This is a genomic window from Enterobacter sp. WP_7_1 (assembly GCF_003688535.1).
GTDB lineage: Bacteria > Pseudomonadota > Gammaproteobacteria > Enterobacterales > Enterobacteriaceae > Enterobacter > Enterobacter asburiae.
The window spans coordinates 91,892-107,943 of the sequence record NZ_REFK01000005.1 but is presented as its reverse complement, the minus strand read 5'-3'; the positions used below and the strand labels follow the sequence as shown (position 1 = coordinate 107,943).

Below are 16,052 nucleotides of genomic sequence, written 5' to 3'. Positions count from 1 at the left end.
CCCTTTTTTCACTGATTCTTTTTCTCTTCGTCCGTCAGGTAACGCACCTTGCGGGTGTAGTCCTGACCTTTGAACAGCAGTTTGTTATCCGGCGATTCAAGATACTTCTGCCATTCGGAGAGAGGGAAACCGCCGTGCGCGCCAATCACCTCTTTCGGTACAACGGCTTCCTGACCGCCGATTTTCTTGGAGACTGGCCAGTTCATCCAGTCGCCCAGGTTAACCGTTTTTAAATCCAGCATGTCCAGCAGCGCGGCGAGCGGCAGCTGATCGGTCGGCGGCTGCGTGTCGTCCATCAGCTCCCAGGTATCCTGGAACAGCGTCAGCCACAGCGGGCAGATACGGCGCCAGGTTTTTTTAGTTGCCGCAAGAAACGCGCCGTTAACGTGATCGACCAGATATGGGCGCACCGTCTCCTTGTAATACGCCGGCACTTTCTCCGCTGGCGCACCGTCCAGCTTGGCAATCATTTTGCCCTGACGGAAGCTGGAGTAGATGTGCATGTCGGCCATGTTGATCTCGGGCATTTTCAGCAGGTTGAGATCGGAATCGATCATCAATACGCCTTCACCGCGCGCCTGCAGCGGGGCGTTAAGCTTCACCAGACGGCTGAGGTAGATCTGCTTATAGCGGTAACCTTCCTCACGTACGGGAAGGTTAAGGGTCACTACGCGTGTTTTCGGTGGCAGTACCCCAAAGGCGGATTCAGGCTGATCGCTGACGATGACGATTTCGCTCACCCCGGTGGCGTAGCGTTCCGCGAAGGTGGCAGAGAGTAATGCTTCTTCGACGAAATCTGCGCCGGTACACGGAATCACAATAGAATCCACCGCAGCAAGCGCGCCCGTCACGGGCAGAGAGCTGTAAGGAATGTTGTGTCGCCCGGTGATATGACGATAGCGAGCATTAAGAAATTTAAACATAGTTATCTCGTTTGGTTAGTGCGCGCCAAGCACGGCTTCGACACCGCTGACATAGTTTTCGATGGCATAGGTATGACAGACGTTCTGGTATGCAGCCGCAGCCAGTCGAGCCCGCAGCTCCGCGTCTGCCCAGATATTGTCCAGATGCTGTGCAAGCTGTGAAACATCGCTCCAGGGGAAGAGCAGCCCTGTCGAATCATGATCAATCAATTCCGCCGTGCCGGTCACCTGAGAGCCAATCACAGGGATATTGAGAAGCATCGCTTCCAGCACCACGCGCGGCAGCCCTTCACTTTTTGAGGCGAGAATAAAGGCGTCAAACGTAGCGAGGTAATCAAAGGGGGTATTCTGAAAACCGGTGAAGATGACGCGGGATTCAATTCCCAGCGCTCGGGCCTGTTCTGTTAAAGCGCGGCGTTCGGCACCTTCTCCGACCAGCACCATTTTCCATTTCGCCTGGGGATGCTTCTGGCTGAACTGTGCCAGCGCCTCCAGCGTGTGGTGGTTGGCTTTGCGAGGGATTAACGACCCGATACTGCCGAACACAAACGTGTCGTCATCAATGTTCAGGCGCTGGCGCATCGCGCGTCGGTCAGGTAAGGGCTGGTGGATGTCGATGGCATTATTGACCGTCGTACACAGTTCGGGCCGGACGCCATGCTCAAGCAACACGCGTTCAACGCCGTGCGAGACCGCGATGATTTTTGTGGCATGGGCATTAACCAGCTTTACCAGCGGCGGGGTTAAAACAGGCTCAATGCGGCAGTGCTGGATCACCCGCGCCTTCAGGTTCGCCGCCGCCAGATAGCCTTCCTCATTTGAGCCCGGCTGGTTATTCATATAGAGCGTATCGAAACCGCCCTGCGTGAAAAGGGTTTCGATTTTGCTGACGTTAGGCCTGATGCGCCACATGATATCCACATGACGCGTAAATGCCTTGCGGGCGCCGCGTGAGAAAAACAGCAGGCTACGTCCCGCTTCCTTCAGCAATTTGGCCCAGACCGGCTGCGGACGTTGAGGGATCACGATGAGCGGGATGCCGATGCCGTTGAGCACCTGGCCAATTGTCTCACCTTCAGCACGACTATAATCACTGTAAAAACAACAGGTAATATCGAATTTATCGCGATTAATTCGCTTCAGGAGCTCAAGCATACTGTTGGTGCCTCCCCCCCATTCTTTACCCGTATCCAGGAGGAGAATTTTACTTTTGTGCGGCATGTCTGAATCCGTGTGCTACCCTTCATCTGACTGCATTATAAAGAATCTGTTGAAATAAAATAGATTTTTCTATTTTATTGCGCTTCAGGATTAGACAACATTTCAAGCGTGCTTATTTGAAAAGTGTGATTCAGGACTTTAATCGTCTCTACTCATTTATATAGTATTAATAATATTAATTTAGGCTGCTATTGAGAGTGGGTAAATGTTTAAAATAACGGTCTGCTTATTAACGTTTAATTCTGAAAGATTATTGCACGATGTTATCCCGCCTCTTTTGAAAATAGCGGATGAAGTTGTCGTGGTCGATTCTGGCAGTACGGACAAAACACGATATATTTGTGAAAGCTTTGGACTGCAACCCGTCTATAAAAAATTTGGCTGGCATGGCGAGCAGATGAACTATGCCATATCCTTAGCCAGCAATGACTGGGTCCTGTGCATCGACAGCGACGAAATTCTTGACCAGGAAACGGTTAATGCCGTTTTAACGTTAAAAGCAGGCGATGAGCCAGACCCGGGAATGGCATGGCAAATATGCCGCTACTGGTTTGTTCTGGGTGAGGAAGTCCGGACGATTTATCCTGTTTCATCCCCTGATTATCCTGTGCGTCTTTTTAACCGTAACCAGTCTCGGTTTAATAACCGACCGGTAGACGATCAGGTCGAAGGCTTTCTCCGTTGTGAACGTATTCCGGGTTATGTAAAACATGATACGTTTCCCACGCTGCATGAGCTTTTTAACAAATTAAATTGTTATACAACCCGCCTGGTTCAATACCAAAAAATACGGCCCTCAATTGGGCGCGGCGTAATCAGCGCCATCGGGGCTTTTTTCAAATGGTATCTGTTTAGCGGCGCCTGGCGTAAGGGCAAAGTGGGGGTGGCGACGGGACTGTACGCCACAGCCTATAGCTTTTTGAAGTATTTCAAATCCTGGTATCAGTATCAGGAAAAAAAAGAGCCCGTTGCTAACGAGCAGACGGACTCTCAGATTGCGAAATAAGCGTCAGGCTTTCTTACCCCATCCCTGCCACTGCTGCTGGACGTAATTCACCAGCGTACTGTTACTGATGCTGTCTCCGATGACGGAGAAGAAGCGGGTTGCATAGACCGGTTCAAGCGGTTGCTTAGGTACACAGCGTTTCACGCCGCGGAACGGATTACGCGGCGCTGTCGGGGCAGGCTGCGCAGAATTTGGTGTAGAGGTATCCACCTGCGGCTCGTTCAGCAGATCGCTCGGACGCACCAGCGTGATATCGGCAGGCAAGGTCGGCAGCATCTGCTGCAGAACGCGAACGGTAGACGGGTGCGGATGACCGATGGCGATGGCTGAGCCATTGCGGCGTGCCAGCTGTACCGCGCGATTAAACTGCATGCGGATATCGGCGTCGTTCTGGGTATCATCCAGGAACACCTTACGCTTAATCACCTTTACGCCCGTTCCCTGAGCGGCACGCATTGCCTGGCTGTTGCCGATGGTCATGCTGTCGAGGAAGTAGAGGTTGTAGCGTTCCAGCGCCTGCATCACTTTGAGCATCCCGTACAGGCTTGATGTCATCGCGCTGCCCATATGGTTGTTCAGCCCTACGGCATGCGGCACTTTGTTGTAGGCGTCGCGGATGATGCGCTCGATCTCCTCGCTGCTCATGTCCGGGCGCAGAGTGTCTTTTTCCAGCGGCTGCTTGCTGAGCGGGGCCATGGGCAGATGGATCAGCACCTGATGACCGCTGTTATGGGCTTTGGTCGCCATCTCACGCGCGTGGGGCGCATTTGGAAGAACGGCGACAGAAATGGCCGACGGCATCGCCAGCACCTGATTTTCATAGTGTGGACGATAACCGAAGTCATCAATCACGATAGCGAGTTTACCTGCATATACCGGTGCAGCCAGCGCCAGCGCGCTGACGACGGAGAAAACCATTCGACGAAATTGAAGCAAAACTTATCTTCCCAACCACGGCTGTGGATTGACCGCCTGACCCTGGCGACGAATTTCGAAATAGAGTGACGGGCGGCCCTGACCGCCACTGCTGCCCACAAGGGCGATGGGTTGGCCTGCGCGCACCTGCGTGCCGACGCTGACCAGCGCGCTCTGGTTGTAGCCGTAAAGGCTCATGTCACCTTTACCGTGTTCGACCACCACCACCAGTCCGTAACCCTGCAGCCAGTCGGCCAGAATTACGCGGCCATCGGCGATGGCTTTCACTTCGCTACCTTCAGACGCACCGATAACGATCCCTTTCCAACGTAGCTCACCCTGCAGCTGTTCGCCATAGCGATGCAGAATTGAACCGCGAACGGGCCAGAAAGCCTGACCGCGAGGAGAGCCCAAACCGCCGGTACGCGACATCAGGGAACGTTCGCTCTCGCTTGGCTTGTAGGTCGTGCCTTTACGGGACGCTTCCTGCTGTTTGTCGCGAACGGCCTGCGCCTCGCGAGCCTCTTTTTCGGCGCGCGCTTTCGCCGCCGCTTCCGCACGGGCGATGCTGTTACGCAGTTTTGATTCGTTGGCGCGCATTTCGCTGAGCTGGCTCTGACCTTCCTGAATGGAGGATTCAAGGCCGGAAAGGGTTTTCTTACGCTCGTTGCGAGCCTGCTCAAGCTTCGCCTGCTGGGCTTGCTGATCGTAGAGCAATGTCTGCTGCTGGCTCTGCTTCTCTTCCAGCTCGGCTTTTTGCGTGGAGACCTCTTCGCGCGTCTGCTTCAGCTGCGCGATCGTCTCCTGACGCGCCTGGTTGAGATAGCCAAAGTAGGCCTGCAGGCGCTGACCGCGCTGGCTCTCTTCGCCGCTGAGGATCAGCTGGAGTCCGGTATGTTCACCCTGACGGAATGCGGCATCAAGCTGTGCGGCAAGATTGCGCTCCTGCGCGTCACGCTGGCGCTCGAGTTTGGCAATCGACGCGTTCATCTCGTCGATCTGTTTATTCAACTGGGCGAGGGTGTTTTGCGTTTCACGGAGTTTACGCGTGGCGGCGGAGATCGCCTCTTCCTGCTGCTTAAGCTGGGCGAGCAGGGCGGAGCGTTGCTGCTGCTGCTGGCGTACCGCACGCTCTTTGGCGGCGATATCGGCCTGAATGGATTTCAGCTGGTCGCGGTCATCCGCGTGGGCGGATGCGGCGCACAGCAATACGCCAGCGCTGAGTGCGCTGGCGTAAAACAGAGGTCTGACTGATAACCTAAGCGGCTTCACGACCCATGTGATTGAAAAAATCGCCTTTCCCCTCATGGGGAGCGATTATTCCACGATGAACAGCGGCTTACCAGTCATCTCTTCAGGGATCGGCATACCCATCAGCGACAGCATGGTTGGCGCGATGTCAGAAAGCTTGCCGCCTTCCACTGCTTTCAGTGATTTATCACCCACATAAATCAGCGGAACAGGCAGGTTGGTATGGGCCGTGTGCGCCTGGCCGGTCGCCGGGTCGCGCATCTGTTCAGCGTTACCGTGGTCAGCGGTGATCAGCAGCTGGCCGCCAACGGATTCAACCGCTTTCGCTACCTGCTCAACGCAGTGGTCCAGCGCTTCAACCGCTTTCACTGCCGCTTCCATCACCCCGGTATGCCCAACCATGTCGCCGTTCGGGTAGTTACAGATGATGGTGTCGTACTTACCGCTCTTGATGGCCGCAACCAGTTTTTCAGTCAATTCTGCAGAGCTCATTTCTGGCTGCAGATCGTAGGTAGCGACTTTCGGGGAGTTGATCAGAATGCGGTCTTCGCCTTTGAACGGCTCTTCAACGCCGCCGTTAAAGAAGAAGGTGACGTGCGCGTATTTTTCAGTTTCGGAAATACGCAGCTGCGTTTTGTCGTTCTTCGCCATCCACTCGCCAAAGGTGTTTGCCAGAGATGCTGGCGGATACGCGCAAGGCGCTTTGATGTCTGCGGCGTATTCGGTCAGCTGGATGAAATCGAGGTTTACCACTTTTTTGCGGGCAAAACCGTCGAAGTCGCTGTTAACGAACGCACGGGTGATTTCACGCGCGCGGTCAGCGCGGAAGTTCATGAAGATCAGTGCGTCACCATCTTCCATGGCGGCGTCGGCCTGGCCTTCAGCGCGGATCACTGACGCTTTCACGAATTCGTCGTTTTCATCACGTGCATAGGCCGCTTCCAGCGCTTCAACGGCGGTCGCGAACTGGAATTCACCTTTGGCCAGAGTCATCAGGTCATAGGCCTGTTCAACGCGATCCCAGCGGTTGTCGCGGTCCATAGCGTAGTAACGGCCAATGATGGACGCTACGCGGCCTTTGCCCAGCGCGGCGAATTTCTCTTCGAAGGCTTGCAGAGAGCCTTTTGCACTGCGTGGTGGCGTATCGCGACCGTCCAGGAAGGCGTGCAGATAGATTTTTTCCGCACCGCGCTCGGCGGCCAGTTCAACCATCGCCATGATGTGATCTTCGTGGCTGTGCACGCCGCCCGCAGAGAGCAGGCCCATGATGTGTACGGCCTTGCCAGCGGCAACGGCTTTATCGACCGCGCCAGACAGCGTTGGGTTGGAGAAGAAGGTGCGTTCTTTGATTTCAACGTCCAGACGCGTCAGATCCTGATACACAATACGCCCGGCGCCCAGGTTTACGTGACCGACTTCGGAGTTGCCCATCTGGCGGTCCGGCAGGCCCACTTCCAGGCCAGACGCGTCAATCAGCGTATGCGGACGTTTCGCCCACAGGGCATCCATGACCGGGGTTTTGGCGTTGAAAATAGCGTTATCCTGGCTATCTTCACGGTAGCCATAGCCATCCAGAATCACCAGTACCATAGGTTTTTTAGAAACCGACATTGCGACAACCTCATGCTCAAGAGTCAAAATTTGCGTAATTTTACTACAGCTGAATCGATCAAATAGCCGCAGAAGATCAAAGAAAGCGCAGGGGCAAGATGTTCACCAGACCATTTTGAGGCATTTTTTTAGGTGGCATGCCGCAGAAAATGGATTAGGTTATGGTCGCTGGCTGTATTTGCCAGAACGCACAGGTATACTCCTGTCCTGGTTTTTTTTATCACTTAGTCGGGAGTAGTTACCCTCCATGCAAGAAATTATGCAATTCGTTAGCCGCCATCCGGTTCTGAGCATCGCGTGGATTGGCCTGCTGGCTGCTGTGCTGTTCACCACATTTAAGAGCCTGACGTCTAAAATTAAGGTTATCACCCGTGGTGAAGCGACGCGTCTGATCAACAAAGAAGATGCCGTCGTGGTCGATCTGCGTCAGCGTGACGATTTCCGTAAAGGTCACATTGCGGGCGCAATCAACCTGCTGCCAGCTGAAATCAAAGCGAACAACGTCGGTGAGCTTGAGAAACACAAAGCCCAGCCGATTATCGTTGTCGATGCGACCGGCATGCAGGCACAGGAATCTGCCAGCGCGCTTCATAAAGCAGGCTTCGAAAACGTAACGGTACTGAAAGAAGGTATTTCCGGCTGGAGCGGGGAAAATCTTCCTTTGGTTCGCGGTAAATAAGGAGTTCAGTCATGGCCAATATTGAGATCTATACCAAAGCGACGTGCCCGTTCTGTCATCGTGCGAAAGCGCTGCTGAACAGCAAAGGCGTCACGTTCCAGGAACTGCCGATCGACGGTGACGCGATTAAACGCGAAGAGATGATCAAACGTAGTGGTCGCACGACGGTTCCGCAGATTTTTATTGATGCGCAGCACATTGGCGGCTGTGATGACTTGTATGCGCTCGACGCCCGTGGTGGACTCGATCCGCTGCTGAGCTAAGAGACTTTAGGACAATTAAAAAGGGTATTTCCATGTCAGAACAAAACAACACCGAAATGACTTTCCAGATCCAGCGTATCTACACCAAGGACGTCTCTTTCGAAGCGCCAAATGCGCCACATGTTTTCCAGAAAGATTGGCAGCCAGAGGTTAAACTTGATCTGGATACCGCATCTACCCAACTGGCAGATGACGTGTATGAAGTCGTGCTGCGTGTTACCGTTACCGCGTCTCTGGGCGAAGAAACTGCATTCCTGTGTGAAGTACAGCAGGGCGGCATCTTCTCTATCGGCGGTATCGAAGGCAACCAGATGGCGCATTGCCTGGGTGCGTACTGCCCGAACATTCTGTTCCCGTATGCGCGTGAATGCATCACCAGCCTGGTTTCCCGCGGTACATTCCCGCAACTGAACCTTGCGCCAGTTAACTTTGATGCGCTGTTCATGAACTATCTGCAGCAGCAAGCTGGCGAAGGTGCTGAACAACATCAGGATGCCTGATGAGCACTGTTAATGCGTCAATGACTGTGATCGGTGCCGGCTCATACGGCACCGCTCTTGCCATCACGCTGGCAAGAAATGGTCACGAAGTGGTTCTCTGGGGCCACGACCCAAAACATATCGCCACGCTGCAGCGCGACCGTTGCAACGTCGCGTTTCTTCCGGACGTTCCGTTCCCCGACTCCCTGCATCTTGAAAGCGACCTTGCGACCGCGCTGGCGGCCAGCCGCAACATTCTGATTGTGGTTCCGAGCCATGTATTTGGCGACGTGCTCCGTCAGATTAAGCCGCTGATGCGCCCGGATGCGCGCATTGTCTGGGCGACAAAAGGACTGGAAGCCGAAACCGGACGCCTGCTGCAGGACGTTGCCCGCGAAGCGCTGGGTGATGAGATCCCGCTGGCGGTCATCTCCGGCCCGACCTTTGCCAAAGAGCTGGCCGCTGGCCTGCCGACGGCGATTTCGCTGGCCTCCACCGATCAGGCTTTCTCCGACGATCTTCAACAGCTGCTGCACTGCGGCAAGAGCTTCCGCGTCTACAGCAACCCCGATTTTATCGGCGTGCAGCTGGGCGGTGCGGTGAAGAACGTGATTGCGATTGGTGCCGGGATGTCAGACGGCATTGGCTTTGGTGCCAATGCGCGTACGGCGCTGATCACCCGAGGGCTGACCGAAATGTCCCGCCTGGGCGAAGCGCTGGGTGCCGATCCGGCCACCTTTATGGGGATGGCTGGCCTGGGCGACCTGGTGCTGACTTGTACCGACAACCAGTCTCGTAACCGCCGCTTTGGCATGATGCTCGGACAGGGCAGCGATGTTAAAGGCGCGCAGGAGAAGATTGGTCAGGTGGTTGAAGGCTACCGCAATACCAAAGAAGTCCGCGAGTTGGCGCACCGTTTCGGTGTCGAAATGCCAATAACCGAGGAAATTTATCAGGTATTGTATTGCGGAAAAAATGCGCGCGAGGCAGCATTGACCTTATTAGGTCGTGCGCGCAAGGACGAGCGCAGCAGTAACTAGTCGGAACCGTTGTCACCTGAATGACCCAGCCAGCGCAGAACTGGCTGGTCATTAACTATCGTCTGGAGTAAGCAATGCCGTGTGAAGAACTGGATATCGTCTGGAACAATATTAAAGCCGAAGCCCGGGCGCTGGCCGACTGCGAGCCTATGCTGGCCAGTTTCTACCACGCGACGCTACTCAAGCACGAAAATCTCGGCAGCGCGCTGAGCTATATGCTCGCTAACAAGCTGGCTTCCTCGATCATGCCAGCTATCGCCATTCGTGAAGTGGTGGAAGAGGCTTACGCTGCAGACCCGGAAATGATCGCCTCTGCCGCCTGCGATATTCAGGCCGTGCGCACGCGTGACCCGGCGGTCGATAAATATTCTACGCCGCTGCTGTACCTGAAAGGCTTCCACGCCCTGCAGGCTTACCGCATCGGCCACTGGCTATGGAATGAAGGCCGCCGCGCGCTGGCGATCTTCCTGCAAAACCAGGTTTCCGTGACGTTTCAGGTCGATATTCACCCGGCGGCAAAGATTGGCCGCGGGATCATGCTCGACCACGCCACCGGGATTGTCGTCGGGGAAACGGCGGTGATTGAAGATGACGTCTCGATCCTGCAGTCGGTTACCCTGGGCGGTACCGGTAAAACCAGCGGCGATCGCCATCCGAAAATCCGTGAAGGGGTGATGATTGGCGCGGGTGCCAAAATCCTCGGCAATATTGAAGTCGGGCGCGGCGCGAAGATCGGCGCAGGCTCCGTAGTGCTCCAGCCCGTGCCACCGCATACCACCGCCGCTGGCGTACCGGCGCGCATCGTCGGTAAACCAGACAGCGATAAGCCGTCCATGGACATGGATCAGCACTTCAACGGCATTCACCATACCTTCGAGTATGGTGACGGCATTTAACTTCTGAGAATGGCGCCCGGGTAACCCAGCTGGCGCCAGGCCTCATACACCACCACCGACACCGCGTTCGACAGGTTCATGCTGCGGCTGTCCGGCATCATTGGAATACGGATTTTCTGCTCGGCGGGCAGGGCATCCAGGATCGTGGCCGGCAGGCCGCGGGTTTCCGGGCCAAACATCAGATAGTCACCTGCCTGATAGCTCACGGCGCTATGCGCTGGCGTGCCTTTGGTTGTCAGGGCGAACATGCGCTGCGGCTTCTCTGCTTCCAGAAACGCGGCGTAATCGTGATGGCGAACGACGGCGGTAAATTCATGATAATCCAGCCCTGCACGACGCAGACGTTTGTCGTCCCACGTAAAGCCCATCGGCTCAATGATATGCAGACGAAAACCGGTGTTCGCACACAGGCGGATGATATTGCCGGTATTCGGCGGAATTTCTGGTTCGAATAAAACGATGTTAAGCATGCTGCCCCCTTAATTGCGGGGGGCAGAATAGCAGAAAAGAGAGGAACTACGCGACGCCGGGTTCCTGCGAGCGGCTGTACAGCATTTTGTAGACGATTGCCGCAGCGGCCACCAGAGCGGGCACGCTGAGGATCATTAAAATACTGTCTGCCTGCCACTGCATAGAGAGAAGCTGGGCGCTGGTCATGGTTCCCGCCACGCCGCCAAAGCGGCCGATCCCCTGCATCCAGGCGATGCCCGTCGCGCGGCACTCGGTAGGGTAAAAGGTGGCGGCCAGGGTTTGCATCCCCGACTGCGCGCCGTTCATCGCGATCCCCATCAGGAAAATCAACCCGCCAAACAGGGCGATATGGTTATGCTCAATGCCAAGCAAAAGAATAAGGCCCATTGTCAGCACGAAACCACACGCAACCACCCGGTGCGCTTCCCAGCGGTCCATCATCCAGCCCGCGAGCAGAATGCCTGCGGTGCCGCCGAAGGTGAACAGCGAGGTGAGCCAGGCGGATTCCGCCAGAGCATAGCCCATCCCCTGCATCAGCGTTGGCATCCAGCTTAGCAGAACGTAGTAAATGACCAGCCCCATAAAGTAGGTCACCCACAGCATCAGGGTGCCGGGCAGCCAGGGCATGGAAAACAGCTGCGACACGCTCCCTTTTTTAGAGGCGACTTTCTCCTCCGCCAGGAAAAAGCCCGTGACGCTATCCAGCGTGCTGCGGGCAAACCGGCTGGCGATGCGGCGGACCTGCATGACGTCTTTCCCGCGCTGCACCAGAAACTTCACGGACTCCGGTAAAAACAGTGCCAGCAGCAGCGTTAAAATCAGCGGCGCAATCGCGCCGGTCAGCAGCACGCTTCGCCAGCCGCGGTGGGGGATAAGCCAGGAAGAGATCGCGCCGCCGCCCGCCGCACCCAAAGGGAAGCCGCAGTACATGGTATTAATCGCCATGGCGCGACAGCGCTGGGGGGCAAACTCGGAGATCAGCGTGATGGCGTTAGGCATTGCGGCGCCCAGCCCCAGGCCCGTCAGAAAGCGCCACAGCGTCAGGGTATTCAGACTTTGCGCCCAGGCCGTCCCCAGGCTCGCAAGGCCGAAGAACAGACACGAAAAGACCAGCACGCGCTTGCGGCCCATCCGGTCCGAGACCGGACCGGCAATCAGCGCGCCCAGCGACAGCCCCAGCAGCGCTGCGCTCAGCACCGGCCCCAGATCCTGTTTGTGTATCCCCCATTCTGCCGACAGCGTAGGCGCGATGTAACCCATCGCTGCCGTATCAAAACCATCGATCGCCAGAACCAGAAAGCCCAGCACAATGAGCAGCCAGTGAAACCCTGAAAAGGGACTCTCATCGATCACCTGCTGAATATCCACCTTACCTGAATACGCCATACGCTCCACTCCGATCTGATGTTGTTTTTGTGTTCTTGTATTTGCTTGTCTATACAATTGCGGACGGCGGGTGGATGTCAAATTTTCTTATCTAATATGTTATCTGGATGTTATTTTTGGCATAAAAAAGCGCCCGAGGGGGAAATCGGGCGCGTGAGAAAGGGGGATTAACCGGAGAAGGTCAGGCCGCGTTTCCCTGAGCAAGGGGAGCCAGCGCCGCCGGTAATTTGCTTAACTCCTGCACCAGAGAATCCTTACTGATTTCGCTAATCGTTCTTGCACCTGTCAGCGTCATCGCCACCTTCATCTCTTTTTCGATCAGGTTGAGCAGATTCGCCACGCCCGCCTGGCCCGCCGTCGCCAGCGCATACAGATACGCGCGCCCCAGCAGCACGCTGTCGGCGCCCAGCGCAATCATGCGCACCACGTCAAGCCCGTTGCGGATGCCGCTGTCGGCCAGGATGGCAATATCGCCTTTCACCGCATCGGCGATGGCCGGCAGGGCGCGTGCGGAGGAGAGCACCCCGTCGAGCTGGCGTCCGCCGTGGTTAGAGACCACAATCCCGTCTGCGCCAAAGCGTACCGCATCGCGGGCATCCTCCGGATCGAGGATCCCTTTGATCACCATCGGGCCGTCCCAGAACTCGCGGATCCACTCCAGGTCCTTCCACGAGATCGACGGATCGAAGTTGTTCGCCAGCCAGCCGATGTAATCCTCCAGCCCGGTCGGTTTACCGAGGTAAGCCGAAATATTGCCCAGGTCGTGCGGACGACCGTTCAGGCCGACATCCCACGCCCACTGCGGGTGAGTAACCGCCTGCCAGTAGCGGCGTAACGCAGCATTCGGGCCGCTCATGCCGGAGTGGGCATCACGATAGCGCGCCCCGGGGGTCGGCATATCGACGGTAAAGACCAGCGTCGAGCAGCCCGCCGCTTTGGCGCGCTCCAGCGCGTTGCGCATAAAACCGCGATCGCGCAGGACGTACAGCTGGAACCACATCGGGCGCTTGATGGTCGGGGCGACCTCTTCGATCGGGCAGACGGACACGGTGGAAAGCGTAAACGGAATGCCTTTGGCATCCGCCGCCGCGGCGGCCTGCACTTCGCCACGGCGGGCATACATGCCGCATAAGCCTACAGGCGCGAGCGCCACGGGCATGGAGAGCGTTTCGTCGAACAGCTTTGTCTCCAGGCTCAGGTCAGACATATTCTTCAGCACGCGCTGGCGCAGAGCCACTTCCGACAGATCTTCCACGTTGCGGCGCAGGGTGTATTCGGCATACGCCCCGCCGTCGATGTAGTGGAACAGGAACGGGGGCAAAATGCGCTGCGCCGCGGCGCGATAGTCACTGGCTGCTGAAATAATCATGCTTTGTTCTCCCTGGAAATATCACTGTCGCCAGGCAGACGGGTAATACGCGCCTGTCGGGCCTGGTCTTCATCGAATCGTTTAATGGTGGTGTGCACGAAGCCGAGATGCGCCATCATCGCTTTGCGTGCGGCCTCGGCATCACCGGCCAGAATGGCGTTGAGCACCGCCTCGTGCTGTTCGGTAAGCTGGGCAAACACCGGCGGAACCAGATACATGCGCTGGCGGCTCTGTTTAACGGAGGATTGCAGCAGGTCGAAGAACCCGCGCATGGTCTGGAGCAGCACCACGTTGTGCGACGCCTCGGCAATCGCCAGGTGAAAACGGACGTCCGCCTGGGAGGCGATATCCGGGTCGCTGCTTTGCGTGGCCTCAAAGCAGGCGATGAGTTTCTCTTTGTCGGCGTCGGTCGCCCGCATGGCCGCGTGCCAGGCGGTACTGGTTTCGATGGCGTGACGCGCTTCAAGGATGTCGAAGCTGTAGTCCGGGTCGTTCTCCATCAGCGTCTTCAGCGGCTGCACGATGTTTTGCTCGGACCAGTCGTCATGCTGCCAGCGCACAAAGGTGCCGCCGCCGCGACGGCTCACCAGCACCCCTTCGCTGACCAGCGTCGCCAGCGCCTCGCGCAGTGAGTTGCGCGACACGCCAAGCTGGGCGGCAAGCTGGCGTTCGGCGGGCAGCTTCATGCCCGCTTCCAGCTGTTGTTCTTCAATCAGCGCCCGCACGCGAGAGGCAATCTCGTCGGACAGGCGTCTGGGCATCACTATCATGGGATCATCCAGGTTAAGACATAGGCCTGCAGGGTGGTGATCACCCCGACCATGCAGGTGAATATCAGGCTGTGTTTCACGGTAAAGCGGAACAGATCCGACTCTTTACCGACCAGTCCCACCGCCGCACAGGCAATGGCGATGGATTGTGGAGAGATCATTTTCCCGGTCACGCCGCCGGTGGTATTCGCGGCCACCAGCAGGACGTCCGACACGCCAATCTGCTGGGCTGCCGTTGCCTGCAGCGCGGCAAACAGGGCGTTAGACGAGGTATCGGAACCGGTCAGGAACACCCCCAGCCAGCCGAGGAACGGCGAGAAGAAGGTGAAGGCATGGCTGGTATGTGCCAGGGCCAGTGCCAGCGTTGATGACAGGCCGGAGTAGTTCGAGATAAACGCGAACGCCAGCACCATGCCGATGGAGTAAATCGGCAGCATCAGCTCTTTAATGGTCGCCGCAAAGGTCTGCACCGCGGCCGCAGGCTTCATGCGCAGCCACACCACGGAAAGGAGTGCGGCAAACAGGATGGCGGTACCGGTGGCGGAGAACCAGTCGAATTTATAGACCGCGGCATACGGCGTGGCGGCGTGCACCACCGGCGGCATACGGGCGACCATTTTGTCGAGGAACGGTACGGAAATATTAATCACCATGTCGTACAGCGCCCCGCCCGGCGCGAACAGGGCTTTAAACGGCGGAATGCTCCACAGGGTCACCGTTGCGGTCAGGAACAGGAACGGCGACCAGGCGCGGATCACCTGTCCTGCCGTATAGCCCGTGCGGGCCAGGGTTTGATCAACCTGCGAGGCGCCCATGTCGGCGAAGCGGAAAATACGTACCGGCTGCCAGCGTTTCAGGAACAGCGTCAGACAGACCAGCGATACCAGCGAAGAGATGATGTCCGGCAGCTCCGGGCCGAGGAAGTTCGAGCTGAGGTACTGGGCAATCGCGAACGAACCACCCGCCACCATCACCGCAGGCCAGGTCTCCTTCACGCCGCGCCAGCCGTCCATAATCGCCATGATCCAGAACAGGACGATAATGGTCAGGAAGGGCAGCTGGCGGCCAACCATCTGGCCGATCTCGAAGCTGTCCAGCCCGGTGACCTGTCCGGCCACCAGAATCGGAATACCCATCGCGCCAAACGCAACCGGCGCGGTGTTCACAATCAGGCACAGGCCCGCGGCATAGAGCGGGTTAAAGCCCAGACCGACCAGCAGCGCGGCGGTGATCGCCACCGGTGCGCCAAAGCCTGCCGCACCTTCCAGAAACGCCCCGAAGGAGAAGCCGACAATCAGCATCTGCAGGCGCTGGTCCGGCGTGATGGAGAGAATCGACGAGCGGATAATGTCGAACTGCCCGGTTTTCACCGAGATTTTATAGACAAACACCGCCGCGATGATGATCCACGCAATCGGCCACAGGCCGTAGAAGAAACCGTAGACGACGGAGGCCAGCGCGCGATCGACCGGCATTTTATAGAAGAACAGCGCCACCATCAGGGCGATAGCAACGGTATACGTCGCGGCGAGGTAGCCCTTCAGCTTGAGCTTAATCAGCGCAAAGAAGAAGAACAGGATCGGAAGCGATGCGATCAGGCTCGACAGCCAGATATTACCGGCCGGGTCGTAGTTTTGTTGCCAGAGGCTCATGCAGGTCTCCTGGGGACCAGACAGCCTGCGCTGCGGGTGAGTCTCCGCTCAACTCTGCGTCACAGGTTGTGTAAAAGTGGTCCTGCCAATGTTGTGTTGTAGGGTTAATGACAATGAATG

Annotated in this window: 16 protein-coding genes; 6 read left to right on the top strand and 10 right to left on the bottom strand. The window is 56.9% G+C overall.

Features of this window, described 5'->3' with window-relative positions; translation table 11 throughout:
* Window positions 1-8: 8 nt before the first annotated feature.
* Window positions 9-923: a hypothetical protein gene (locus tag BJ885_RS19125; RefSeq protein WP_032661890.1), complete on the bottom strand. Its 915-nt coding sequence runs from the start codon at window positions 921-923 to the stop codon at window positions 9-11.
* Between the two features lie 15 nt (window positions 924-938).
* A complete protein-coding gene (locus tag BJ885_RS19120; RefSeq protein ID WP_121932604.1) occupies window positions 939-2,144 on the bottom strand; it encodes a glycosyltransferase in 1,206 nt (401 codons plus the stop codon).
* Window positions 2,145-2,349: 205 nt separating this feature from the next.
* On the opposite strand from BJ885_RS19120, the gene BJ885_RS19115 reads away from it, so the two are divergent.
* A complete protein-coding gene (locus BJ885_RS19115) occupies window positions 2,350-3,150 on the top strand; it encodes a glycosyltransferase family 2 protein (RefSeq protein ID WP_121932605.1) in 801 nt (266 codons plus the stop codon).
* Between the two features lie 3 nt (window positions 3,151-3,153).
* Here BJ885_RS19115 and BJ885_RS19110 read toward each other — a convergent pair whose 3' ends face one another.
* The 3 genes from BJ885_RS19110 to gpmM are packed head-to-tail and all read right to left on the bottom strand — an operon-like array spanning window position 3,154 to window position 6,927.
* Window positions 3,154-4,086, bottom strand: coding sequence for a divergent polysaccharide deacetylase family protein (locus BJ885_RS19110; protein WP_121932606.1), 933 nt, complete (start codon window positions 4,084-4,086; stop codon window positions 3,154-3,156).
* A 3-nt stretch (window positions 4,087-4,089) separates the two neighbouring features.
* Complete coding sequence (envC, locus tag BJ885_RS19105) at window positions 4,090-5,349, bottom strand: murein hydrolase activator EnvC (RefSeq protein ID WP_229231479.1); 1,260 nt, start codon at window positions 5,347-5,349, stop codon at window positions 4,090-4,092.
* Between the two features lie 33 nt (window positions 5,350-5,382).
* On the bottom strand, window positions 5,383-6,927 hold the full coding sequence (gpmM, locus tag BJ885_RS19100; protein ID WP_048975591.1) for a 2,3-bisphosphoglycerate-independent phosphoglycerate mutase: 1,545 nt from the start codon (window positions 6,925-6,927) through the stop codon (window positions 5,383-5,385).
* A gap of 247 nt (window positions 6,928-7,174) precedes the next feature.
* Between gpmM and BJ885_RS19095 the strand changes: the two genes are divergently transcribed.
* The 5 genes from BJ885_RS19095 (at window position 7,175) to cysE (ending at window position 10,284) form a co-directional block, all read left to right on the top strand.
* Complete coding sequence (locus BJ885_RS19095) at window positions 7,175-7,606, top strand: rhodanese-like domain-containing protein (protein ID WP_023309913.1); 432 nt, start codon at window positions 7,175-7,177, stop codon at window positions 7,604-7,606.
* 11 nt (window positions 7,607-7,617) lie between these two features.
* Entirely contained in the window at window positions 7,618-7,869 is a 252-nt protein-coding gene (gene grxC, locus BJ885_RS19090) for a glutaredoxin 3 (protein ID WP_023309914.1), read from the top strand.
* 32 nt (window positions 7,870-7,901) lie between these two features.
* Window positions 7,902-8,369 (top strand): protein-export chaperone SecB, encoded by a 468-nt coding sequence (gene secB / locus BJ885_RS19085; RefSeq protein WP_003860835.1) that lies wholly within the window; start codon window positions 7,902-7,904, stop codon window positions 8,367-8,369.
* On the top strand, window positions 8,369-9,388 hold the full coding sequence (gene gpsA / locus BJ885_RS19080) for an NAD(P)H-dependent glycerol-3-phosphate dehydrogenase (protein WP_023309915.1): 1,020 nt from the start codon (window positions 8,369-8,371) through the stop codon (window positions 9,386-9,388). The genes secB and gpsA overlap by 1 nt, the downstream gene beginning before the upstream one ends.
* A 74-nt stretch (window positions 9,389-9,462) precedes the next feature.
* Window positions 9,463-10,284: a serine O-acetyltransferase gene (cysE, locus tag BJ885_RS19075; protein WP_008502718.1), complete on the top strand. Its 822-nt coding sequence runs from the start codon at window positions 9,463-9,465 to the stop codon at window positions 10,282-10,284.
* Here the strand turns inward: cysE and trmL are convergent.
* From trmL to lldP, 5 genes are all read right to left on the bottom strand, one after another.
* The gene (gene trmL / locus BJ885_RS19070; protein WP_033147028.1) at window positions 10,281-10,754 is read right to left on the bottom strand and encodes a tRNA (uridine(34)/cytosine(34)/5-carboxymethylaminomethyluridine(34)-2'-O)-methyltransferase TrmL; all 474 of its coding nucleotides are present in this window, start codon (window positions 10,752-10,754) and stop codon (window positions 10,281-10,283) included. The genes cysE and trmL overlap by 4 nt on opposite strands.
* Before the next feature lie 46 nt (window positions 10,755-10,800).
* Window positions 10,801-12,141: an aromatic acid/H+ symport family MFS transporter gene (locus tag BJ885_RS19065; protein WP_121932607.1), complete on the bottom strand. Its 1,341-nt coding sequence runs from the start codon at window positions 12,139-12,141 to the stop codon at window positions 10,801-10,803.
* A 181-nt stretch (window positions 12,142-12,322) separates the two neighbouring features.
* The gene (gene lldD / locus BJ885_RS19060; RefSeq protein ID WP_121932608.1) at window positions 12,323-13,510 is read right to left on the bottom strand and encodes an FMN-dependent L-lactate dehydrogenase LldD; all 1,188 of its coding nucleotides are present in this window, start codon (window positions 13,508-13,510) and stop codon (window positions 12,323-12,325) included.
* Window positions 13,507-14,280, bottom strand: a complete 774-nt coding sequence (gene lldR / locus BJ885_RS19055) for a transcriptional regulator LldR (RefSeq protein WP_023294814.1) — start codon at window positions 14,278-14,280, stop codon at window positions 13,507-13,509. Before lldR ends, lldD begins: the two co-directional genes overlap by 4 nt.
* Window positions 14,277-15,932, bottom strand: coding sequence for an L-lactate permease (gene lldP / locus BJ885_RS19050; protein ID WP_038417734.1), 1,656 nt, complete (start codon window positions 15,930-15,932; stop codon window positions 14,277-14,279). Before lldP ends, lldR begins: the two co-directional genes overlap by 4 nt.
* Window positions 15,933-16,052: the final 120 nt, after the last annotated feature.